The following is a 22,362-nucleotide window of genomic DNA, read 5'->3' on the forward strand; positions in this document are numbered from 1 at the left end:
CAGGGTGCCCGGGCGGTGAGCAGGACTCCTCCAAGGCAAGCCGGCGGCGCCCGCCCCCCAGCGCGGTGTCGCGGATCCGACGCGTCGGCGCAAGGACACGCGACCGCCCTCCGATCTCGGGCTAGCGATGCCCAAGCCCCACGAAGCAATCACCGCATCGGGGAGCACCAACAGCAACAGCAACGACCACGGCGTCTCCTCGCCGGTTCTCGAACCGCCACCCCACGCGACCCGCTCTCGCGACGGACCGAAGTTGCCATCACATTCTTATCCCTACCACCTTAGAAAAAGGCTTCGCCGTCGGTTCACTGACGGCCAGTGACGGGTCCACGGATCCCCACGCCCCCAGGGTTCGAAGACCTCAGAAAAGAGCGGCACGCATGCTACGAAGGTCCGTAGATCAACAAGCTCGGCCCGTCCCCCTGGGGCGGGCCGAGCGCCATTTCGAGGCTAAGTGACGAGCAGTGACGGGCGGTGAGTGGGGGAGTGCACGGCGGGGTGAAGTTCTACCGCGGCGCCGCTGCCGCCGCACGCTCCTACGTCGAGGCCGACCGGTCACGCGTCGATGACTACTACCTGGCCGAGGGCACCGGACTCGCCACCCACTACGTCGCGACCCCGACCGCTGGCGACGACGCTGGTGTCGAAGTGGCAGGGACGCTCGACGGCGACAGCTACGAGCGATGGGTCGCGGGCTACGACGTCGCCACCGGAGCTGCGAAGGGTCGGCTCCGCGGCGACGAGCACGGACTGCGGTTCGTCGAGGTCGTGGTCAACGGGCCGAAGACGTGGTCGCTCGCGGCCGCGATTCACCCCGCGATCGCCGACGCGTACGACGCCGCCCAGGAACGCGCCGCCGCCGAGATCATCGGCTGGGTCGCCGACCACGCCACGACTCGCGTCGGTCCGCGCGGTCGACAGGTGCAGGTGCCGGTCGAGCGAATCGAGGCAGCCGTCGTCCGACACCACACCTCCCGCGCCGGCGACCCGCACCGCCACCTCCACCTCCAGATCAACGCCCGCGTGTTCGCCCACGGCGCGTGGCGCGGACTGCACTCCGTCGGTGTCGTCGACAGCATCGAGGCGATCAACGGCATCGGCCACGCCGCCGTCGCCTGTGACCCCGAGTTCCGGCGCTCGCTCGCCGCGCACGGCTACACCCTCGACGCCAGCACGGGCGAGATCACCGAGCTCGCGCCGTACGCCGGCAGGTTCAGCGCCCGGGCCGCGCAGATCAACCGCAACGTCGATAAGTACGAAGCGGCTTGGCGCGTGGCCCACCCCGACCAGGAGCCCGGACCGCGCCAGCGACGGGCATGGGATCGCCGAGCCTGGGCGGAGGCGCGTCCCGACAAGGTCGTGCCGGCATCCGGCGCCGACCTCGCACAGCGGTGGATCGACGAGCTGCACGGCCTCGGGTTCGATCCTCCGACGCCACCCACCGACCCGGTCGCGGCCATCCCGGCCGCGACGCCCATCGCCCGCATCAACCGCGACGCCGTAGCCGAGCTCGCGCTGGCGCGGCTCGGAGCTCGACGCTCCAGCTGGAACGCCGCCGACCTCCGCGGCGAGTGCGAGCGGATCATCGCCGACGTCGGGGTGATCGTCGACGGTGTCGTACGACGTGAACTGGGGGAGGACCTCATGGCTCGCGCGGTAGCCGCATCGCGCCCGCTCGTGCAGCGCGACGACGTACCTGAGCACGTCCGCGCGCTCACCTCGCGCGAGGTCATCGCCGTCGAGTCCGACATCGTCGCCCGCCTGGTAGCGCGAGCCGAGGCCCCCGGGACGCCGGCCAAGGTCGGTTCCGTCGTCGCCCGACGACAGCTCGACCAAGGCCAGCGAGACGTCGTCGGCGCACTCCTCGGCACAGGCCGACTGGTCGTTGTCGAGGGCGCGGCGGGCACCGGCAAGACCACCACCCTCTCCGCGGCCAGGGACGGTCTCGACAGCGACGGGCACCGACTGGTCGTGGTCACCCCGACCCTCAAGGCTGCGCAGGTCGCGGGGGAGCAGGTCGGGTGCGACGCCTTCTCGGCCGCCTGGCTCGTGCACCAGCACGGCTTCCGGTGGGACGACGACGGACGCTGGCACCGCGTCGACCCCGACGACCACCCGAGCCCGCACGCACTCGCGCGACTCCTCCCAGGTGACGTCCTGCTCGTCGACGAAGCCGGCATGCTCGACCAGGACGTCATGCGCGCACTGCTCACCGTCGCCGACGAGGCCAGTGCCCGCGTCGCGCTCGTCGGCGACCGACACCAGCTGCCCGCCGTCGGACGCGGCGGCGCCTTCGACCTCGCCATCCGCTGGGCGCCGGACGAGGCACGCGTCGAGCTCGACACCGTCCACCGCTTCGTCGACGACACCTACGCCGACCTCACCCTCCAGATGCGCACCGGCGAACACAGCGCCGACGTCTTCGACGCACTCGTCGACCGCGGCGAGATCGTCATCCACCCGACCGAGGTCGAGCGCCTCGCGGCCGTCACACAGGCAGCCGCCGACGACCGGCGTTCGGCTCCCTTGCTCATCGCCGACACCCGCGAGCAGGTGGGTCTGCTCAACGCCGCCCTCCGCGACCTACGGCTCGCCGACGAGGGCGCGATCGAGTCGTCCGACGCGGCGACCCTGACAACGTCCGCCGGCGAACAACTCAGTGAAGGCGACCGCGTCGCCACCCGCCGCAACGACCGCGACCTGGGCGTCGCCAACCGCGACACCTGGACCGTCGCAGCCGTGGCCGACGACGGCTCCCTCCTCGTCCGAGGCCGGTGCGGCGAGCGGAGGCTGCCCGCCGAGTACGCCCGACGCCACGTCGAGCTCGCCTTCGCCACCACCGTGCACGGCGCCCAGGGCGACACCGTCGACCACGCGCACCTGCTCATCGGCGAGACCACCGGCGCGGCGTCGGCATACGTCGGCATGACCCGCGGCCGCCACCACAACACCGCCCACCTCGTCGCCGACTCCGCCGCCGACGCCCGCGCCCAATGGATCAACGTCTTCAACCGCGACCGCGCCGACCTCGGACCCGCCCACGCGGCCACCCGCGCCGCCGACGACATCGACCGCTTTGGACCACAGATCACCCAGGCAGCAATCCAGGCTGCCGCTCTCCGACACCACGCCGAGCCCGACGACCGCACGCCACCGCGCCGGCAACCTGCTCACCACTTCCCTCACCACCCCGAACGAACTGAGCGCGGGCCCGGGATCGGCTTCTGAGCAGCCCCGCACAAGGGCAAAACAGGCCGACTCAAACTTTCGGGGGGACGCACTCTGACCTGCACAAACACTGCGTACCCCCTGCCCCTCACCACGCCAGGGGGGACGGAAGTGGTGAGGCCCTTGAGGCACCCTGAGCACCTTCCTGTCCACCCCTGAGCGAGCGCGTCGCACACCGCCCCCACTCGTCCAGACGACACCCCCTCCTCCCGGAAGGACGCTCATGCACCCCATCCAGATCCCCGACGACTGGGACGACCGAGGACTCATCACCTTCGAAGAGTTCTGCGACCTCATCCGCACCCCCCAACGCACCGTCCGCGACTGGCGCCAACGCGGCGTCGGCCCCCGCTGGGCCCGCTTCAACGGCTGCGGCCGCCTCTACATCACCGTCGCCGAAACCCGCCGATTCCTCAGCTCCGCCACCACGAGCAGCCGCCCGATCCACACGCCCAGCCAGGAGACGCCCCGTGACTAGGAAGCGAGAACTCCCCGTCTACGTCAGCCTCGACGAAGCCGCCGAGATCATGTCCCTGTCCACCCGGACCATCCGCCGCCGCATCAGCGACGGCACCATCCCCGCCTACCAATGCGGGCGCCGCTCCATCCGGCTACGACTCGACGAACTCGAATCCGCACTGCGCCGCATCCCCTCAGCTCGGCGGTGACCGTGAGGACGACGGCAATCCGCGACTGCACGCGGGGCCCGCCGACTAGCCAGAACTACTCGCGCTGCCCCAGAGTCCGGATGAACGGAGAACTCATCGTCCGCGAGCCTGCCAGGACGTGGTTCTTCTATCCGCCTAGCTGGACGATCTCGGTCGCCAGCTCGACCAACGAGTCGGCTCTCCGTACCAGCGGCTCGGCCTTCGCGCCGGTGATGAGGTTGGTGCCGTACTCGACGTCACCCTTGACCGCGAGCAGCTCGCGTAAAGCGCGCTCAGCAGTCGCTGCGGCGGATCGGGCACCCAGCGCTCGCCGTAGCTCCTTGGCTGCTGTGGCGTGGTCGGTGCCCTTGCGAGTGGAGGCGGTCAGCACCGTGACGATGGCATTCTTCGCGCAGATGCCAGCGTGGATCGAGTCGAGTCGAGTCGCCGGCAGCCGGCGTGTACCGCCCGGCCGCGAGATTGGCCGCCGCGGACGCGGCGTACTCCTCGGCCTTCCTCAGGTAGTTCCTGGCGTGGTTGCGCTGCTCAGCGGTCGCCATCAGGCGGCGCCTCGGCTCAGGACCGGCTTCCGACCCACCACGGCAACGCCATCGCGGACGATGTCGGCCACCACGGGCTCACCCTCCTGAGCCCTCTCTGCGAACTCGGCCGGCGTGAACACCAGGACGTCGCACTCATTGCCCAGTCGCGCACGCACGATGTCCTCGAGCTCGACGCGCCCGCTCCAACCGGCAGCGGCGATCACCGCGAGGTCGACGTCGCTCGCCTCCGTGGCTTCCCCGCGGGCGATGGAACCGAAGAGCAGCACTGCCTCCACGTCCGAGCCAACCGCATCGGAGACGGCCGAACGTAGCGACGCCATTGGATCAAGGAGGGCCCGCAATGGCGCGACCGACGCGTGCGCCTCGTTGATCTCGTGAATGCCGGCCCTACCCACCGTGCGGGACGCGACCAGCCCGAGGCCGGTGAGTGCCTTCAACGCCTCCTGAACTGACCACAGGCTGTGCTCGTCACTGACGATGCCATGAATCTGCCGGCCCGTCAGCGGCTCACCAGTGCGCAGCAGGACCGCGAGCACTGCTCCACGAGCACCAGGCATCACGCCACCGAAGGGCTGGTTGAAGTACATGCGTCTCAGGCTACGCCATGACTGAGAAAGCAGTCATATGACTGTCAGTACAATCATATGCTCGCCATGGCTCGGGGACGCCGTGTAGGCCGATCCACCCAGAGACGCGCGACCCGCAGTGGCGTTGGCCTTCAGCACGCGCGAGTGTCGCCTGCGAACAGGCACCTACGTGGCGCGACCAATGCCACAATCGCCGCGTGGCATCTCTACCCAGCGCCAACGACCGCCCCGACGAAGTCGAGGTCACGATTGAACACAAAGCTACGTCCGTCGAGGTCCTGTCCCAGCTCTGCCGAGATGCCAGCTCCGCCTTGCCGAAGGAGAAGCAGCTCCACGTCCGCATTGGTCATTTCGATCAACCCGGATTTCTCAACCCGAAGTTGTTCGGATTCTGGATCCTTCCGTCGTTAAATGAGCCAGCCGAACTGCCACCGATGCCGGGGATCGACAACCTTGGGGTGGAATGGGCGTCAGAACAGATGGCGGAATGGGCTGCGCCAGAAGACGTCCGCCGACTGCTCGAAGAACCCGGGGCTTCGATCCAAGACCCTGGATCGAGTACTGAAGAGAGTCCCTCGATCTGGGCCGTTGCCCTTCGCTCACCAGTCGAGACGCAGATTGAATCGACCCTTACCGCGTTAGCGATGCTCATTGCAAGACGTGGACTGTCCGGCGATCTCGCCGGCGCCCCCGTCGACTCGTTGCCGGAGAAAGCGGCTCGCGTTGACGCCGAGACAACCAAGTTGGTCGAGGAGCAAGTTCGGAATCATGGCTGGCGCGACGCCGCGCGGACCGTCCTAGCGCGCGCGCAAGCGGCGGGGTTCTCACTGCACGTTACATACGCAAGTCCACTGTTCACAGCGCGTGAGTCAAGCGCGCGAATGCCCTTGAGTCGCCACGTCTACAACAGCTTCCCTGGGGCCCGCTCAGCGATCGACCAGATTGTTAACGTGCTCACGCAGGGCTGGACGCTGGCCGGACCGATCCCCGAAGAGATTCTACAAACGACCCGCGACATGTTCGAGACCAGTGGCATTCCGGCGCTCACCGCACATTCCGTGAGAGACGGTCTTGTTTGTGGAGTTGGGGCACTCGCATTGTCGTCGGTTCCTGTCAAGAACCCATGGATACTACGCCCGGAGCAAATCGAAAGCCTCGAGGGCGAGGCCGCGGTCATTGCCACTACACAGGGAATAGAGACGATACGGCCCGTCTTGACGATGACTGGCCTAAGCCAAATCGATTCAAGTCTCGGCTTAAGTCTATTAGAACCCCTTGTTGTCTCGTCGTCCCATTACGACCTGCACGTCCGCGTCATGCTCAGCGCGAAAATAATGATGCACCTACCCCTCGATCGCAAACAAATTGGCGATTGGCCGGAGCGCTCAAGCGCATATGCAGAAGCCCAGCTCTTGGGCCTCAAGTCTACGGTGGAGAAAATCTTCAACGCAGCATCTCTGCGACTGCCGTCGCCTACGTCTTCCATCTATCTACCCGGCCGAGACCTGATGAGCCCCGACGCAAGTTCAATTTCTCTCGGAACGAGAAGCTGAATCCTTGATGGCGAGACGTTCGAGCGGATCCAATGAACACTTCCATCTCGTCGACGACGCCTTGTCTCTCGCGCGACGTGTGCCTTTCGTCCGGGTCCGACGTTTTCAACGACTGATCCGTCAGTTCGTCAAAGGGCGCTGGATAGAGCTGGCGTTACGCCTCTTGCGAGCGACTGGAAGCCTTGGCCCACTTGACTCTTGGGCACGACTAGCGCGCGTCCGGCAATCCGCCCTTATTCGATTTTCCTTGAGCGCTCAAATCATTGATGCTGGCGATGTTGCCTATGTGAGGCGCGACCTCGAGAGTGGCGGACTCGCCGAAGCCGTACTCACCTGCCGGACCCCTACGCCCCTCCCGGATGCCCGAACCGCAATCGGCGGCCTTGGCATGCTGTCGCCGCCTCTGCAAGCAAGGGCCGCACTCTGGATTAGGAACCAGGAAAGGTTCGAGGAGGAACTGCCACAAACGGTTTACCAGGCGATCGTGCTTGATGGACCCGCGGCAATCGGAAGCAATGTTTTCGACTTGATGTTGCTTCAGGTACCTCGCGTGGCGGGCCGCCTGACCGAGGCTCAAGCCATCCAACTGTTTAAGACGCTGTGGCCATTCGCCAGCGCATTGCACGATCCATACGACCCGGGCGCCAAAAAGCCCGTCACGGCCTCGGCGCTCGTCCGATTGGTGGCGCAACGCCCGGAAGTCGAGACGGAGTTGGTCGCGCTCGCTAAATCCCTGTCCGGATATCAAAGATCTGAAGCGGTAGACCTTCTTGCGAGGGGCGTACGTGCCCGGGGCCAAGCGGCACCGGCTGCATTCATCCAGGTGGCCACGACGATGCCGATGACACCAGCCGAACTCGCTCGATTTGCGCAGGTCGCGGAAACCGCACAAAGAATTTCACCATCAGGTGTCGCGATCAAGTCCGATCTGGATATCCGACAGTGGCGGCTAGCCGTGAGTAAACTTCTTGAGCTTCTGCTTGCCATTGTGCCAGCGCCGGCCCTAATAGCCGCTCTCTTGATCTTGAACCCACCTTCGCCCAAATGGCTAGGGAATATCGCGGTCGTGCAGATTCCTGTCGATGCCGCTGTTGCAATCGTCGCGTTGATCGCAACAGTCAACGTGTTCACCGTCCAGCTATCCACGCAGCGCCTCCCGGGAACGGTCGCGCGTGCAGCGTCGCAGCCGCGGATCCTGCTGGGTGCCTATATTGCAGCAGGCGCGCTCCTAATGTCGATTCTGTTCACGCCGGCATCTCCCCCCGCGCTTTGGGTGCCAATGCAATCTGCTGCCGCGCTACTTTCGATCGGTTGGCTGGCAGTTGCCCTCGGGAGGATTTTCGGGAAGACCGACACCGCCGAAGCTTGCCGAACCTTCGTCGATCAGAACATCGCTCGCTGGGCGCGAACGGGAAGGAGGTTCGGCAAGAGCCAGGCCAGAGCTGTACAGCTACAGCGATCAGTCGAGTCGTTGCCGTTCATCAAGTTCAGCGGCGCGGAAATGCTCGGACACGACGTCGTACTAATCAAGTCTGAAGGCCGTGGCGTTACGTTGCCCAACCGTAGAACACTGAGGAAGGCTCTCACCGCCGAGCAATTTGCGACAGGTGGATACCTCCAGATAGTGCACTCTTTCGGACTCGTCGTAGGAGCGGGGGAAACGGTTGCGGTGGTGAGGCCGCCTGCCGGCGCGTCCGTGCCGGTCGCGCTTCAGAGGCAAATTTCCGACATGCTTCGCCCACGGTCAGCCAAGGCGCTCGAGGACGTATCTACGCAGACGGTCAATCTGGTTTCCTTGGCGCTGAATACAGTCGGTTCCGGCGAGTCCCGCATTGGTGAGTCGGTGGCTGAACAGGCCTCGCGAATCATCCGCGCGCACATGGCTGGGGTGCAGTCCTCTCGACGGAAGACTCATGAGCGGCTGGCAAGCGTTGACGGCAGTCGGTCCGAATCCGAGAGGCAGGTCTATCCGGTAGACCCCATGCTGCGGGATGCGGTTCGTGTGCTGGTGGATGGCGCAAGAGGATTGCGTTCGGGTGACGCGCGGGCCGCGGAAGTAGTCCTTGACGCCTGTTTGGCGGCCTCGGGGCCTGCCGACCATGTTCCCGTAATGGTTGCTTCCGCCTTGACTGACCTCGATCACGGATCGCTCGCGCCAGAGTTCATGGCATCATGCCTTCGTTCAGCGGGAATTCGTAGCATCCAACTGCGTCAGCGGGACGTCTTCGACATGATCGTGCGGCAGATTGCAGCACTTGCCAATGATGCGGACCATGAAGTTCAAGCGATTCGCAGTTTGGCTGCGCTTGGATCAGCCTGCGCTCGACTGGAGCCGACCCTGTTCGGCGTCGCTTGGCGGTGGGTGGAGGCTTGGGCCTCTAAGTCAACCAACTCGACAGAGATAACTCGTGTCGTAATGCAAATGGGCGCAGCATCATTGGAGAGTGGAGTCTTCGCGGCCGCTCTAGAATGCGGTGAATACATTAATGACAGCGGGCACCTAGCCGAGCTGTCGCGCCTCGCCGACTTGGACCATGTCTTCGCAGAGGCATCAGCGGCCGCCCTGTGGTCCGTTTACTTGGGCCTAGTCCCAACTGACTCTCTGGAGCGATTTCGAGACCTCGCCCACTCCTTGCAGGACGTATAGCTGGCTCTATTCGCATCTACCGACGTCGTAGCCCGCGGCGGTCCACCAAACCAGTCCACCTCCACGTGGCGTGTTGACGGCAAATCACTCGGCGCGACTAGCGCGTATCGTCATAGCCCGGCCTATGAGCCAGCTAGCTCCGACAGGCGCCGAGCGATCTCGGCATCACGGTCGGCAGCCGCGTGCTGGTAGCGCATCGCTGCCCCTGGCGTCGAGTGGCCGAGGCGACCCATGAGTTCCGCCAGGGTGGCACCGGTCTGCGCGGCCAGGACAGCGCCGGTGTGCCGGAGGTCGTGCCAACGGAGGTCTGGACGGCCGGCGGCCTCGCGGGCCGGGTAGTAGACCTTGTAGAGCGTCGCCGGAGCCATGTGGCGGTTGCTGTCGCCCGCGGCCGGGAAGAGCAGCGACTCTCTGCCGGGTGCGGTGTGGTCGGAGAGGTGGTCCTTCACCAGCGGCAGCAGGTGGGGTGGGATGGCAACGTCGCGGACGCCCGCGTCGGTCTTGGGTGGGCCAATGATGAACTCGCCGTCGACCCGGACGACGCCACGGCGTACCTTCACCCGCCCGGTGCGCAGGTCGATGTCGCCGCGCCGGAGCTCGGTCAGCTCGCCGAAGCGCATGGCGCACCACGCGGCGAGGAGCGCCATGAGCTTGTAGCGCTCGGGCAGTTCCTCGACGATCGTCTTGAGCTCCTCGAGGCTGGCCGGCTGGACGTGGTGGGCGCGCTTCGCGCTGCCGGCTCCGCGGATCTGAGCCGGGTTGTAGGGGACCAGGGGATGGGGGCGCTCCGAAGCGGCGCTGGCGAAGATGGTGCGGAGCAGGCTGTAGGACTGGGCTCGGGCGGTCTCTCGTCCGGGCGCGAGAGTGTCGTACCAGGCGTTGACGTCCTCGGCCGAGATCCGGTCCATGCGCTCGTTGCCGAACGACGGGTAGATGAACGTGTCGAGGAGCATCCGGTACTGCTGCCTGGTCGTGGGCCGCAGCGCGCGCCCCTGCGTCTTTCTCGTCTCGAGCCACTCGTCGGCGTACACACGCAGGGTTGGGACCTCCCTCTGCCGGGCTGCGCGCGCGGCGGCTTCCGGTGCCCAGAGCTCGAGGTTGATCTCGGCGCGGCGCGCCGTCAGCCACGCGATGGCATCGTCCTTCGCCGCGAACGTCTCCGGTGCGCGATAGAGCCTGCCGTCGGGCCCGGTGTAGGCAGCTCGGTACCGCCCGGATGCGAGCCGCTCGACGCGGCCGAACCCTCGCCTCCTGCTCGCACTCTTCCTGGGCACGCCGGTCCCTTCCGAGTCGATTTCGAGGAACATACGAGGAACAACGAGGAACAACGAGGTCCGAATCTGTCCGGACGTGTCCGCACCTGTCGTTGACGTATATGCCTTCTGACCTGCGAAGATACAGGAGTGCGGCGCAGTCGCGCGAGTTGGGCGAGGGCGGTTCTCAAAACTTCGAACCCAGTATCGCCACCGCAGCTCGTGCACGCCGAGGCCGACTCCCACCCGGGAGCCGGCCTCGTGTCTTTCTCCGCCGGACGGCCTCCCGCCGTACCGGAGGGGAGTGGTGCCCATCAGGCGCACCCACTGAGCGGCTCGGCCCCGCACCGTGTTCAGTCCTGAACACCTGTCCCACCCGGGACACCTCGGCACTGCGAGCGGGCTCGTCGTCGGGTGTCACCATCGCGCGCCCGGGGCGGGTGGAGGCGGTCATGACCACGACTGAACCGCCACGACCCAATGAGACCGCCCCGCACTCCGGATGGAGTGCGGGGCGGTTCGCTTCTCTGGTGGTGCGGTGCACTGCGGTCAGCAGTTGCCCCACATGCCGCGATCCTGTCGCTTCGCCGCGGTCTGGGCGTTGCGGTACGACTTCACGCGGGCGAACGGCTTCTTGAAGACGTAGACCTCGGCGTGACCGCGCACGAGCTGACGGCGGCCGGCGTCGACCTTGCCCTTGGTCTTCGTGACGTACCGCAGCCAGCGGCCGTAGCGGTCCTTCAGGTTCTGGCTGCGGTCGGAGAGCAGCGAGACGCGGGTCTTGGGCTTCAGGAGCTTCTTCAGCGATCGGGATGCCTCGGGGCCGCCACACTCGGTGCTGCCGTGGACCTCGGGGGTGTCGATGCCGATGAGGCGCACGCTGACCTTCGGGCCGCGGGGCAGGATGCGGACGTTGACGGTGTCGCCGTCGACGACCCTGATGACCTTGGCCTGGTTCCGCTTGAGCGGCTCGGGGGTCGAGGGGGGCGGGTTGGAGTCCCCGCCGCCGCCGGGAGGGGTCTTGCCGTAGTAGCAGGGGCAGGGGTTGGACTCGCAGGCAACGCCGTCGTCTTCGGAGTCGAGACCGTGGGGGTCGTTCTGCGGGCCGCCGTGGTTGAGGAAGAAGATCTGCGCGGCGCGCTGGGTGGCGAAGTCGGCGCAGTCCTTGTCCGCGGCCTGAGCCGGGGTGACTGTGAACCCGATGAGGCCTGCGGCTGCCACCGCGAGGGCGAGGGTGAGAAGAGTGATGCGTCGAAGCACGGGAGTGTCCCTTCCGAGGTGTGCTGGTCTCGGGAGGGTAGGCGGTGGTGACGGTCGTCGCAGCCGAACGCGAAGAGCCCCCCGGGAGGGCCGTGTTCGCCCTGGACGAACAGCGGCCGCGGCCGGAACACGGTGAGGCTGCCGGGGGTTGAGCCGGCATGACTCAAGTTTTCGAAGGGGAGGGCGCTGCCTCGTCCAGCCGCCTTCCGGTGTTGTTCGTCTCCGACCTCGTGGTCCTGCCGGGCATGGTCGTCCCGCTCGAGCTGGACGAGTCCTCCCTGGCCGCCATCGACGCCGCCCGCGCCAGCAGCGAAGGTCGGCTCCTCGTCGTCCCGCGGCTCGAGGACCGCTACGCGTCGTACGGCGTGATCGCGTCCGTAGAGCGGGTGGGCCGGTTCAGCGGGGGCGGTCCCGCGGCCGTCCTCAAGGCCGAGCGCCGCGGCCGGATCGGCACCGGCGTGACCGGACCCGGCGCGGCCCTGTGGGTCGAGGTCGAGGCGGTCGACGACCACGTCAGCGACCGCGCCCGCGAGCTCGCCGAGGAGTACAAGAGGCTGGTCGTCGCCGTGCTCCAGCGGCGCGAGGCCTGGCAGGTCATCGACTCGGTCCACCAGATGAGCGACCCGAGCGCGATCGCCGACGCTGCCGGCTACGCGCCGTACCTCTCCGTCGACCGCAAGTGGGAGCTGCTGGAGAACCCGGACGTCGAGTCCCGGCTCGAGGCCCTGATGGGCTGGACGCGGGACCACCTCGCCGAGGCCGAGCTCACCGACAAGATCGGTGAGGACGTCCGCGAGGGGATGGAGAAGAGCCAGCGTGAGTTCCTGCTGCGCCAGCAGCTCGCCGCGATCCGCAAGGAGCTCGGCGAGGGCGAGCCCGAGGGGGCCGACGACTACCGCGGTCGCGTCGAGGCCGCCGACGTCCCGGACGCCGTGCGCGAGGCGCTGCTGCGGGAGGTCGACAAGCTGGAGCGCTCCAGCGAGCAGAGCCCCGAGAACGGGTGGATCCGGACCTGGCTGGACACGGTGCTCGAGCTGCCGTGGAACGTCACGACCGAGGACTCCACCGACGTGGTCGAGGCCCGTGCCGTGCTCGACGCCGACCACCACGGCCTCGACGAGGTCAAGGAGCGCATCGTCGAGTACCTCGCCGTCCGCAGCCGGCGTGCCGAGCGCGGGCTGCACGTCGTCGGCGGCCGCGGCTCCGGCGCGGTGATCCTGCTCGCCGGTCCTCCTGGAGTCGGCAAGACGTCGCTCGGTGAGTCGGTCGCGCGAGCGCTCGGGCGGAAGTTCGTCCGCGTCGCCCTCGGCGGGGTCAGGGACGAGGCCGAGATCCGCGGACACCGGCGGACGTACGTCGGTGCGCTCCCGGGCCGGGTCGTCCGGGCGATCAAGGAGGCCGGTTCGATGAACCCGGTCGTCCTGCTCGACGAGGTCGACAAGGTCGGTGCGGACCACCGGGGTGACCCGGCCGCCGCCCTGCTCGAGGTGCTCGACCCGGCGCAGAACCACACGTTCCGCGACCACTACCTCGAGCTCGACCTGGACCTGTCCGACGTGCTCTTCATCGCCACCGCCAACGTGGTCGAGCAGATCCCGTCCGCGCTGCTGGACCGGATGGAGCTGGTGACCCTGGACGGCTACACCGAGGACGACAAGGTCGCGATCGCGCGCGACTTCCTGCTGCCTCGGCAGCTCGAGCGCGCCGCGCTGACCGACGACGAGGTCACGATCTCGGACGCGGCGCTGCGCGAGATCGCGGCCAACTACACCCGCGAGGCCGGCGTACGACAGATGGAGCGCCTCCTCGCGAAGGCGCTGCGCAAGGCGGCGACCCGGCTGGCGACCGGGGCCGAACGGGTCGACATCGACCTGGCGGACCTCAAGGACCTCGTCGGACGGCCGCGGTTCACCCCGGAGGCCCACGAGCGCACGGCGGTGCCCGGCGTCTCGACCGGGCTGGCCGTGACCGGGCTCGGCGGGGACGTGCTCTTCATCGAGGCGTCCGCGCACGAGGGCCCGGCCGGGTTGACCCTCACCGGCCAGCTGGGCGACGTGATGAAGGAGTCGGCGCAGATCGCCCTGACCTTCGTGCGCTCGCACGCGGCCGAGCTGGGTGTCGACCAGGCGTTCTTCGACCGGGCCATCCACGTGCACGTGCCGGCGGGGGCGACCCCGAAGGACGGGCCGTCCGCCGGCATCACGATGGTGACCGCCCTGGCCTCGCTCGCCACGGGGCGCCCGGTGCGCTCCGAGGTCGGCATGACGGGCGAGGTCACCCTCAACGGCCGGGTGCTCCCGATCGGCGGCCTCAAGCAGAAGCTGCTCGCTGCCCAGCGCAACGGGCTGACCGAGGTGTTCATCCCGCTCCGCAACGAGCCCGACCTGGACGACGTGCCCGCCGAGGTCCTGGAGACGCTGACCGTGCACGTGGTCGGCGACGTCCTCGACGTGGTCCGCGGGGCGCTGTCCCCGTCAGGCGCCACCGCGGTCGCCGCCTGATCGCCGCCGGATGAGCAGGCACTTCTGAGCGAGACGTTACCTGCCGGAATCACGGACGACCCCGGGCGACTCATCGGTTCGCTAGGTTCCGGCAGGTACGCGGCTCCACGGCCGCGGAGACGATGTGGCTCGCACCCGAGGGAAGTGCTCATGACTGGAAACGCCGTACGGCTGCAGGCCATCAAGGACGTCGAGGCCTACCAGCCGCCGGCGGTCAGCTTCGACCCGGGTGAGGAGCCCGGCGAGATCTTCGGCCAGAACGTCTTCAGCCTCACCGTGATGCAGAAGCGGCTGCCCAAGAGCGTCTACAAGTCCGTCGTCTCCACGATCGAGAAGTCGACGCCGCTCGACCCCGACGTCGGGGACGCCGTCGCCTCGGCGATGAAGGACTGGGCCCTGGAGAAGGGTGCGACGCACTACGCCCACGTCTTCTACCCCCTGACCGGGCTGACCGCCGAGAAGCACGACAGCTTCCTCGACCCGGTCGGCGACGGCACGGCGCTCGCGTCATTCTCCGGCAAGACCCTGGTCCAGGGCGAGCCCGACGCGTCGTCGTTCCCCAACGGCGGCCTGCGCAACACCTTCGAGGCCCGCGGCTACACCGGCTGGGACGTGATGAGCCCGGCGTACATCCTGGAGAACCCCAACGGCAACACGCTGTGCATCCCCACCATCTTCATCTCGATGACCGGTGAGGCCCTCGACCACAAGACCCCCGTGCTGCGCTCGCAGCAGGCGATGGCGGTCCACGCCAAGCGCGTGCTCAACCTCTTCGGTCACACCGACCCGGAGAACGTGGTGGCCTACTGCGGGCCCGAGCAGGAGTACTTCCTCGTCGACAGCCACTTCTTCCTGGCCCGCCCCGACCTGCTCAATGCCGGTCGCACGCTCTTCGGCGCGAAGCCGCCCAAGGGCCAGGAGTTCGACGACCACTACTTCGGCGCCATCCCCTCGCGGGTGCTCGGCTTCATGATGGATACCGAGCGGGAGCTCTTCAAGCTCGGCATCCCCGCCAAGACCCGCCACAACGAGGTCGCGCCGGGCCAGTTCGAGGTCGCGCCGATGTTCGAGCGGGCCAACGAGGCCTCCGACCACCAGCAGCTGCTGATGACGACCTTCAAGGCCGTCGCCAAGAAGCACGGCATGGAGTGCCTGTTCCACGAGAAGCCGTTCGACGGCGTCAACGGCTCCGGCAAGCACGTCAACTTCTCGCTCGGCAACTCCGAGCTCGGCAGCCTGCTCGTGCCCGGTGACACCCCGCACGACAACGCCCAGTTCCTGGTCTTCTGCGCCGCCGTCATCCGCGCGGTGCACAAGTACGGCGGCCTGCTGCGGGTCTCGGTCGCCTCGGCGTCCAACGACCACCGGCTCGGTGCCAACGAGGCCCCGCCGGCGATCATCTCGATCTTCCTCGGCGACCAGCTGGCCGACGTCTTCGACCAGATCGCCAAGGGTGGTGCGACCCGCTCGAAGGAGAAGGGCACGCTCACCATCGGCGTCGACACCCTGCCGAACCTGACCAAGGACGCGGGCGACCGCAACCGGACCTCGCCGTTCGCCTTCACCGGCAACCGGTTCGAGTTCCGCGCGCCTGGCTCCAACCAGACCGTCGCCGGCCCGATGGTCATGATCAACACGATCATGGCCGAGGCGCTCGACTACTGCGCGACCTCGCTCGAGACGGCCGTCGCCGACGGCACCGACTTCAACGAGGCCGTGCAGACGCTGCTCGCCGAGATCATCGCCAACCACGGCGCGGTCATCTTCAACGGCAACGGCTACTCCGACGAGTGGCCGGTCGAGGCCGAGCAGCGGGGGCTGAAGAACCTCCGCACGACGGTCGACGCGCTGCCCGAGCTGATCTCGCCCGAGGCCATCGAGCTGTTCTCGAAGTACGGGGTCTTCAACGAGCACGAGGCGCACAGCCGTTTCGAGATCGGCGCGGAGCAGTACGTCCTCGCCGTCGCGGTCGAGGCCAACCTCACCCTCGAGATCGGCACCACCACGATCCTGCCGGCGGCGACGCGCTACCAGACCGAGCTGGCCCAGAACGTGGCCGCCCTCAAGGCGGCCGGCGTCGAGGCCGACCTGTCGGACCTGGAGTCGGTCAGCACCCCCATCGCGGCGCTGAGGTCCGGGCTGGCCGACCTGGCCGCAGCCATCGGTCACGAGCACCCGGACGACCCGCTGGCAGCGGCGACCTACATGCGCGACTCGGTGATCCCGGCGATGGCCGCGGTCCGCGCCGCGGCCGACACGCTGGAGTCCCTGGTGGCGGACGACCTGTGGCCGCTGCCGACGTACCAGGAGATGCTCTACATCCTCTGAGGGCACTCGGACTGACCGGCAGCGGCCACATCGGCAGTGCGCTCGGGCGCGTCGCCGAGGGATGGGGATCCAGCGCGACCTGCCGCCGTACGCCGGGCTGTACATCGGATGAGGCCGGGCAGGCCCGCCGCGTCGACGCGGCCCTGCTGGGCGGAAACCGGGCGGCGGCCCGGGGGAGGCGGCCGATACGATCGAACGGTTCGCCCCATCCCGCCTGACACCAGGAGCAACAGTGCCCGACATCAAGGTCGTCCTCGTCACCGCCGACGCGCGTGAGGACCGGACGACCACGGCGGGCACCAAGGCCTGGGAGCTCTTCAGCGAGGACGCGACGGTGATCGCCTCCCGGGTCAACGGGGAGCTCAAGGACCTGTCCTACGAGCTCGCCGACGGCGACCAGGTCGAGGGCGTGGCCATCGACAGCAAGGACGGCCACGACATCCTGCGGCACTCGACCGCCCACGTGATGGCGCAGGCGGTGCAGCAGCTGTTCCCGGACGCCAAGCTCGGCATCGGCCCGCCGGTGGAGAACGGCTTCTACTACGACTTCGACGTGCCGACGCCGTTCGTGCCCGAGGACCTCGCCAAGATCGAGACCGCGATGCGGAAGATCATCAAGGAGGGCCAGCGGTTCGAGCGCCGGGTCACCACCGACGCCGACGCCCTCAACGAGCTGCAGGACGAGCCGTACAAGCTCGAGCTGATCGGCCTCAAGGGGTCGGGCAAGAGCGACGACGCGGCCGAGGGCGCGAGCGTCGAGGTCGGCGCCGGCGAGCTGACCATCTACGACAACGTCCGCCGCAACGGCGACGTCGCGTGGAGCGACCTGTGCCGCGGCCCGCACCTGCCCACCACCAAGCGGATCCCGGCCTTCAAGCTGATGCGCAGCGCCGCGGCGTACTGGCGCGGCGACGAGAAGAACAAGCAGCTCCAGCGCATCTACGGCACCGCCTGGGAGTCGAAGGAGGCCCTCGAGGCGCACCTGCACCGGATCGAGGAGGCCGAGCGCCGCGACCACCGCAAGCTCGGCCGCGACCTCGACCTGTTCAGCTTCCCCGACGAGATCGGGTCCGGCCTTCCGGTGTTCCACCCCAAGGGCGGGGTGATCAAGCGCGAGATGGAGGACTACGTCCGCCGCCGGCACATCGAGGAGGGCTTCGAGTACGTCGGCACGCCGCACATCGCCAAGGAGGGGCTCTTCTACACCTCCGGGCACCTGCCCTACTACGGCGAGGGGATGTTCCCGGCGCTCGACGTCGACGGCATGAAGTACCGCCTGAAGGCGATGAACTGCCCCATGCACAACCTCATCTACCGCTCCCGCCAGCGCTCCTACCGTGAGCTGCCGCTGCGGCTCTTCGAGTTCGGCTCGGTCTACCGGCACGAGAAGTCCGGCGTCGTGCACGGCCTGACCCGGGTCCGCGGGTTCGCCCAGGACGACTCCCACTCCTACGTCACCCCCGAGCAGGCGCCGGGGGAGATCAAGCACCTCCTCGACTTCTGCCTCGGTCTCTTCCGCGACTTCGGGCTCCACGACTTCTACCTCGAGCTCTCGACCCGCGACGACTCCAAGCCGGACAAGTTCATCGGCTCCGACGAGGACTGGGCGATGGCCACCGAGGTGCTGCGCCAGGTCTGCGAGGAGTCCGGCCTGGAGCTCGTGCCGGACCCGGGCGGGGCGGCCTACTACGGCCCCAAGGTGTCGGTGCAGGCGCGCGACGCGATCGGCCGCACCTGGCAGATGTCGACGATCCAGTACGACTTCAACCAGCCGTCGGCCGACCGGTTCAACCTCGAGTACGTCGCCGCCGACGGCACCCGTCAGCAGCCGGTGATGATCCACTCGGCGAAGTTCGGCTCGATCGAGCGGTTCCTCGGCGTGCTCGTCGAGCACTACGCCGGTGCGTTCCCCCCGTGGCTCGCGCCGGTGCAGGTGCAGGCGATCCCGGTCGCCGACACCTTCAGCGACTACCTGCACGACGTCGCCCGCCGGATGCGCAGCCAGGGGATCCGGGTCGAGGTCGACGACGCCGACGAGCGGATGCAGAAGAAGATCCGCAACGCCCAGCTGCAGAAGGTGCCGTTCATGATGATCGCCGGCGCCGACGACGTGGAGGCCGGCGCGGTCTCGTTCCGGTACCGCGACGGGCGCCAGGACAACGGCGTACCCCTCGACGAGGCGATCCAGCGGGTCGTCGACGCGGTCGCCTCGCGCGAGCAGGTCTGAGCGCAGTGGTCCGGCGTACGGCGGGTCTCCTCGCCGTCGCCGGACTGCTCGTTGCGTGCTCCTCCTCGCCTTCGCCGTCGGAGCCTGCTGCGGAGCCGGACCGCCCCGGGAAGGCCCGGCCGTCCTCGGTGGTCGAGCCCGTGCAGGACGAGGAGTCCTCGCGGATGCGTGCGCTGGCCGACCTCGCCGAGCAGCAGGCGGCGACGGGGCCGGAGCCGCGTGCGCCCGAGCCGCGGCCCAGCGGCGAGCCGGTGCTCGGCTCCGACATCTCCTGGCCGCAGTGCCCCCGCGGCCTCGGCATCCCGGAGCGCCCGACGCTGGGCATGCCGATGCCGCTGCCCGAGGCGGAGTACGTGGTGCTCGGGCTGACCAACGGACCCGGGTTCACCGACAACCCCTGCCTCGCCGACCAGGTCGAGCGGGTGCGCTCCCGCGGCCTGATGGCTTCGGCGTACGCCGTGGCGAGCCTGCCGGACGCCGCGGCGATCAAGACGCACGGCCAGGACGGGCCGTACGACGGCGCGACCGACCTCGGCGCGCTGGCCAACACCGGCTACCAGCAGGCGCTGCGAAACGTCGCCACCATGCGGCGCGCCGGGCTCAACACCCCGATCGTCTGGGTCGACGTGGAGCCCGTGCCGGACTTCGACTGGGGACCCGACCCGAACGCGAACGGCGCGGTCGTCGAAGGTGCGGTGCGCGGCTACACCGACGCCGGCTACCGCGCCGGCGTCTACTCCACCCCCGCCCTGTGGGCCGAGGTCGTCGGCGACCTCGCCCTGGGCCTGCCCGAGTGGCGCGCGGCCGGCGAGACCTCGCGCGCCGAGGCGCTGAGCCGCTGCGCCCGGAGCTGGTCGATCCAGGGCGGCGACGGCGTGCTCGGCCAGTGGCTCGAGGCCTCGCGCGACCAGAACGTCACCTGTCCCGGCGTCGAGGCCGACCTCGGCCGGTGGTTCCACCAGTACTGACGCCCGGAGGTCGAGCAGCGAGGAGCGCCAGCGACGAGCGTTGTCGAGACCCCCGCAGGGTGGAGGTGGCGGTGGTGGTCGCCGTACGTCGTCGGGTTTCCGGGGTCTCGACAACGGTCAGGCGCTGCGCGCCTTCCCTGCTCGACCACCGGCAGCGCCGGGGCGCCTTCGCTGCTCGACCACCGAAGGGGGCGGCCCGGTGGTCGAGCAGCGAGGAGCGCCAGCGACGAGCGGTGTCGAGACCCCCGCAGCGTGGAGGTGGCGGTGGTCGCCGTCGTACGTGGGGGTTCCGGGTATCGACTTCGCCGGTGGTCGAGCAGCGAGGAGCGCCAGCGACGAGCGTTGTCGAGACCCCCGCAGCGTGCGTGGGGCCTCGATCATCGTCGTACGTCGGGTTTCCGGGGTCTCGACAACGGTCAGGCGCTGCGCGCCTTCCCTGCTCGACCACCGGCAGCGCTGCGCGCCTTCCCTGCTCGACCACCGGAGCGGTGCTGCGGGCGCGCCCACCTATGTGCTGAGGTGGGTCCATGCCGCGCAGGATCGCCACCACCACGCCCGTCGACCGCGACGCGATGCTGGACTTCGTCCGGCCGCGCCACCACCTGGTCCTGATCACCACCCGCGCGAACGGCAGCCCGCAGGCCTCGCCGGTGACCGGCGGGGTGGACCAGGAGGGCCGGATCGTGATCTCGACGTACCCCGACCGCGCGAAGGCGGTCAACGCCCGCCGCCGTCCGGAGGTCAGCGTGCTGGTGCTCTCCGATCAGTTCGACGACGCCTGGGTGCAGGTCGACGGCACCGCGGAGGTGATCGACCCGCCGGACTCGGTGGAGCCGCTGGTCGACTACTTCCGCTGCATCGCGGGGGAGCACCCCGACTGGGACGAGTACCGCCAGGCGATGCGGGACCAGGGCAAGTCCCTGATCCGGGTCACCCCGACGCACTGGTCGCCGATCGCCACCGGCGGGTTCCCGCCGCGGCTCGCTGACTGAGCCCCACCGTGCTCCGGCTCGCGCGCGAGGACGCCCGGCGGATCGCCGTCCAGGCCCAGCTGCTCGACCTGCCGCGGCCGGACGACGTGCTGGACGTCGTGCGGCACCTGACGTTCCTCCAGCTCGAGCCGACGTCCGCGGTCGCGCCGAGCGCCGACGTGGTGCTGTGGAGCCGGATCGGCTCGGCGTACGACCCCGCCGAGCTGCAGGACCTGCTCGACCGCCAGGCGCTCGTCGAGCACCACCAGCTCGCGCGGCCGGCCGAGGACCTGGCGCTCTTCCGTGCGGAGATGGCGGCCTGGCCCGGGCCGCCGCCGCTCAAGGGGTGGCAGGAGCAGTGCGCCGACTGGGTGGCGGCCAACGACGGCTGCCGCCGCGACATCCTCGAGCTGCTGCGCCAGGACGGCCCGCTCCCGCTGCGCGAGCTGCCGGACACCTGCGTGGTCCCGTGGCGCTCGAGCGGCTGGAACAACGCCAAGAACGTCAAGATGCTCGTCGGCCTGATGGTCGAGCGGGGCGAGGTGGCCCGCGCCGGGCGCGAGGGGCGCGAGGTGCTCTGGGACCTCGCGAGCCGGGTCTACCCCGACGTCCCGGTGCCGGACGCCGACACCGCCCGGCGGACCCGCGGCGTACGACGCCTCGCCGCGCTCGGGATCGCCCGCGCCACGGCGCCGGTCAGCCCGACGGAGCCCGACGACGTCGGGCAGGCGGGCGAGCCCGCGGTCGTCGAGGGCGTGAAGGGGGAGTGGCGGGTCGACCCGGCGCTGCTCGACCGGCCGTTCACCGGCCGCACGGCGCTGCTCTCGCCGCTCGACCGGCTGGTCTTCGACCGCAGACGGATGACGGAGCTCTTCGGGTTCGACTACCAGCTGGAGATGTACAAGCCCGCCGAGAAGCGGCGCTGGGGCTACTGGGCGATGCCGGTCCTGCACGGCGACCAGCTCGTCGGCAAGCTCGACGCCACCGCCGACCGCCGGGCCGGGGCGCTGTACGTCGACGCCGTGCACGAGGACGAGCCGCTGGCGCCCGACGTCCGCGAGGCCGTGGACGCCGAGATCGAGGACCTGGCCCGCTGGCTGCGCCTCGAGCTGGTCCGCAACGACCGCTAACGGACCCGCTTGACGTACCTCCGGCACGGCGAGACGTACGTCGTGCCGGCCACCGTCACCTCGTACGGCAGGTCGCCGCCGTCGCGCCAGCCGCACCGCTCGTAGAAGCGGCGGGCGCGGGCGTTGCCGACCACGACGGCCAGCCACGCCTCGTCGTACCCCTGCGCCGCGACCTGGCGCTCCGCCTCGGCGAGCAGCACCGTGGCGACGCCGGACCCGCGGTGGGCAGCGTCGACGAACACCTGCTCGACCTCGTCGCCCACGACCATGACGAACCCGGCGAGCACGCCGTCGACCTCCGCGACCGTGGTGTCACCGACGCGCGCGGGCGTGCGCTCGCGGAACCCGGCCAGGGTGCGCGCTGCGGTGAGCCCGTCGGGGACGTGCCCGGCGTGGCCGCCGTGCCAGGCCGCGTGCCAGAGATCGGCCACCGCGGCGGCGTCGTCTGCGGTGCCGGGACGCAGGGTCGTGACGCTCACCCGGCCACCCTAGGGTGGGT

At 68.9% G+C, this 22,362-nt stretch carries 16 protein-coding genes; 11 read left to right on the forward strand and 5 right to left on the reverse strand.

Going from position 1 to position 22,362, the window contains the following annotated elements; genetic code table 11:
- Positions 1–474 precede the first annotated feature (474 nt).
- The 3 genes from mobF (at position 475) to H4O22_RS08860 (ending at position 3,896) form a co-directional block, all read left to right on the forward strand.
- Positions 475–3,228: a MobF family relaxase gene (gene mobF, locus H4O22_RS08850; protein WP_244963167.1), complete on the forward strand. Its 2,754-nt coding sequence runs from the start codon at positions 475–477 to the stop codon at positions 3,226–3,228.
- A gap of 223 nt (positions 3,229–3,451) precedes the next feature.
- A complete protein-coding gene (locus tag H4O22_RS08855; RefSeq protein ID WP_182526627.1) occupies positions 3,452–3,706 on the forward strand; it encodes a PLC family EF-hand domain-containing protein in 255 nt (84 codons plus the stop codon).
- Complete coding sequence (locus H4O22_RS08860) at positions 3,699–3,896, forward strand: helix-turn-helix transcriptional regulator (protein WP_228387443.1); 198 nt, start codon at positions 3,699–3,701, stop codon at positions 3,894–3,896. Before H4O22_RS08855 ends, H4O22_RS08860 begins: the two co-directional genes overlap by 8 nt.
- A gap of 127 nt (positions 3,897–4,023) precedes the next feature.
- On the opposite strand, the gene H4O22_RS20550 is transcribed toward H4O22_RS08860, so the two are convergent.
- Positions 4,024–4,266 (reverse strand): hypothetical protein, encoded by a 243-nt coding sequence (locus H4O22_RS20550; RefSeq protein ID WP_244963168.1) that lies wholly within the window; start codon positions 4,264–4,266, stop codon positions 4,024–4,026.
- Positions 4,267–4,434: 168 nt separating this feature from the next.
- On the reverse strand, positions 4,435–5,025 hold the full coding sequence (locus H4O22_RS08870) for a nucleotidyltransferase domain-containing protein (RefSeq protein WP_182526628.1): 591 nt from the start codon (positions 5,023–5,025) through the stop codon (positions 4,435–4,437).
- 197 nt (positions 5,026–5,222) lie between these two features.
- On the opposite strand from H4O22_RS08870, the gene H4O22_RS08875 reads away from it, so the two are divergent.
- Both H4O22_RS08875 and H4O22_RS08880 read left to right on the forward strand, forming a co-directional pair.
- Positions 5,223–6,578, forward strand: coding sequence for a hypothetical protein (locus H4O22_RS08875; protein WP_182526629.1), 1,356 nt, complete (start codon positions 5,223–5,225; stop codon positions 6,576–6,578).
- Between the two features lie 247 nt (positions 6,579–6,825).
- The gene (locus tag H4O22_RS08880; RefSeq protein ID WP_182526630.1) at positions 6,826–9,225 is read left to right on the forward strand and encodes a hypothetical protein; all 2,400 of its coding nucleotides are present in this window, start codon (positions 6,826–6,828) and stop codon (positions 9,223–9,225) included.
- A gap of 122 nt (positions 9,226–9,347) precedes the next feature.
- On the opposite strand, the gene H4O22_RS08885 is transcribed toward H4O22_RS08880, so the two are convergent.
- Positions 9,348–10,532 (reverse strand): tyrosine-type recombinase/integrase, encoded by a 1,185-nt coding sequence (locus H4O22_RS08885; RefSeq protein WP_182526631.1) that lies wholly within the window; start codon positions 10,530–10,532, stop codon positions 9,348–9,350.
- A gap of 495 nt (positions 10,533–11,027) precedes the next feature.
- Complete coding sequence (locus tag H4O22_RS08890) at positions 11,028–11,738, reverse strand: thermonuclease family protein (RefSeq protein WP_182526632.1); 711 nt, start codon at positions 11,736–11,738, stop codon at positions 11,028–11,030.
- Between the two features lie 158 nt (positions 11,739–11,896).
- On the opposite strand from H4O22_RS08890, the gene lon reads away from it, so the two are divergent.
- The 6 genes from lon to H4O22_RS08920 all read left to right on the forward strand — a co-directional run bounded on the left by lon (position 11,897) and on the right by H4O22_RS08920 (position 21,863).
- Positions 11,897–14,239, forward strand: coding sequence for an endopeptidase La (gene lon / locus H4O22_RS08895; protein ID WP_182526633.1), 2,343 nt, complete (start codon positions 11,897–11,899; stop codon positions 14,237–14,239).
- A gap of 150 nt (positions 14,240–14,389) precedes the next feature.
- Positions 14,390–16,567 (forward strand): glutamine synthetase III family protein, encoded by a 2,178-nt coding sequence (locus H4O22_RS08900; protein WP_182526634.1) that lies wholly within the window; start codon positions 14,390–14,392, stop codon positions 16,565–16,567.
- 232 nt (positions 16,568–16,799) lie between these two features.
- Positions 16,800–18,794 carry a threonine--tRNA ligase gene (gene thrS, locus H4O22_RS08905; protein ID WP_182526635.1) on the forward strand — a complete coding sequence of 665 codons (1,995 nt, stop codon included), beginning with the start codon at positions 16,800–16,802 and terminating at the stop codon, positions 18,792–18,794.
- A gap of 128 nt (positions 18,795–18,922) precedes the next feature.
- Positions 18,923–19,762 carry a glycoside hydrolase family 25 domain-containing protein gene (locus H4O22_RS08910; RefSeq protein WP_244963169.1) on the forward strand — a complete coding sequence of 280 codons (840 nt, stop codon included), beginning with the start codon at positions 18,923–18,925 and terminating at the stop codon, positions 19,760–19,762.
- Between the two features lie 527 nt (positions 19,763–20,289).
- On the forward strand, positions 20,290–20,754 hold the full coding sequence (locus tag H4O22_RS08915; RefSeq protein ID WP_182526636.1) for a PPOX class F420-dependent oxidoreductase: 465 nt from the start codon (positions 20,290–20,292) through the stop codon (positions 20,752–20,754).
- A gap of 8 nt (positions 20,755–20,762) precedes the next feature.
- On the forward strand, positions 20,763–21,863 hold the full coding sequence (locus H4O22_RS08920; protein WP_182526637.1) for a DNA glycosylase AlkZ-like family protein: 1,101 nt from the start codon (positions 20,763–20,765) through the stop codon (positions 21,861–21,863).
- On the opposite strand, the gene H4O22_RS08925 is transcribed toward H4O22_RS08920, so the two are convergent.
- The gene (locus tag H4O22_RS08925) at positions 21,860–22,342 is read right to left on the reverse strand and encodes a GNAT family N-acetyltransferase (RefSeq protein WP_182526638.1); all 483 of its coding nucleotides are present in this window, start codon (positions 22,340–22,342) and stop codon (positions 21,860–21,862) included. The two genes, H4O22_RS08920 and H4O22_RS08925, sit on opposite strands and share 4 nt — an antisense overlap.
- Positions 22,343–22,362: the final 20 nt, after the last annotated feature.

The organism is Nocardioides dongkuii (assembly GCF_014127485.1).
Lineage (GTDB): Bacteria > Actinomycetota > Actinomycetes > Propionibacteriales > Nocardioidaceae > Nocardioides > Nocardioides dongkuii.

Excerpts from the sequence above, each read along its gene's own strand:
- H4O22_RS08900 (WP_182526634.1), top strand. The coding sequence starts at position 14,390 with ATGACTGGAAACGCCGTACGGCTGCAGGCCATCAAGGACGTCGAGGCC.
- lon (WP_182526633.1), top strand. The coding sequence starts at position 11,897 with ATGACTCAAGTTTTCGAAGGGGAGGGCGCTGCCTCGTCCAGCCGCCTT.
- H4O22_RS08870 (WP_182526628.1), bottom strand. The coding sequence starts at position 5,025 with ATGTACTTCAACCAGCCCTTCGGTGGCGTGATGCCTGGTGCTCGTGGA.
- H4O22_RS08915 (WP_182526636.1), top strand. The coding sequence starts at position 20,290 with ATGCCGCGCAGGATCGCCACCACCACGCCCGTCGACCGCGACGCGATG.
- H4O22_RS08885 (WP_182526631.1), bottom strand. The coding sequence starts at position 10,532 with ATGTTCCTCGAAATCGACTCGGAAGGGACCGGCGTGCCCAGGAAGAGT.
- H4O22_RS08855 (WP_182526627.1), top strand. The coding sequence starts at position 3,452 with ATGCACCCCATCCAGATCCCCGACGACTGGGACGACCGAGGACTCATC.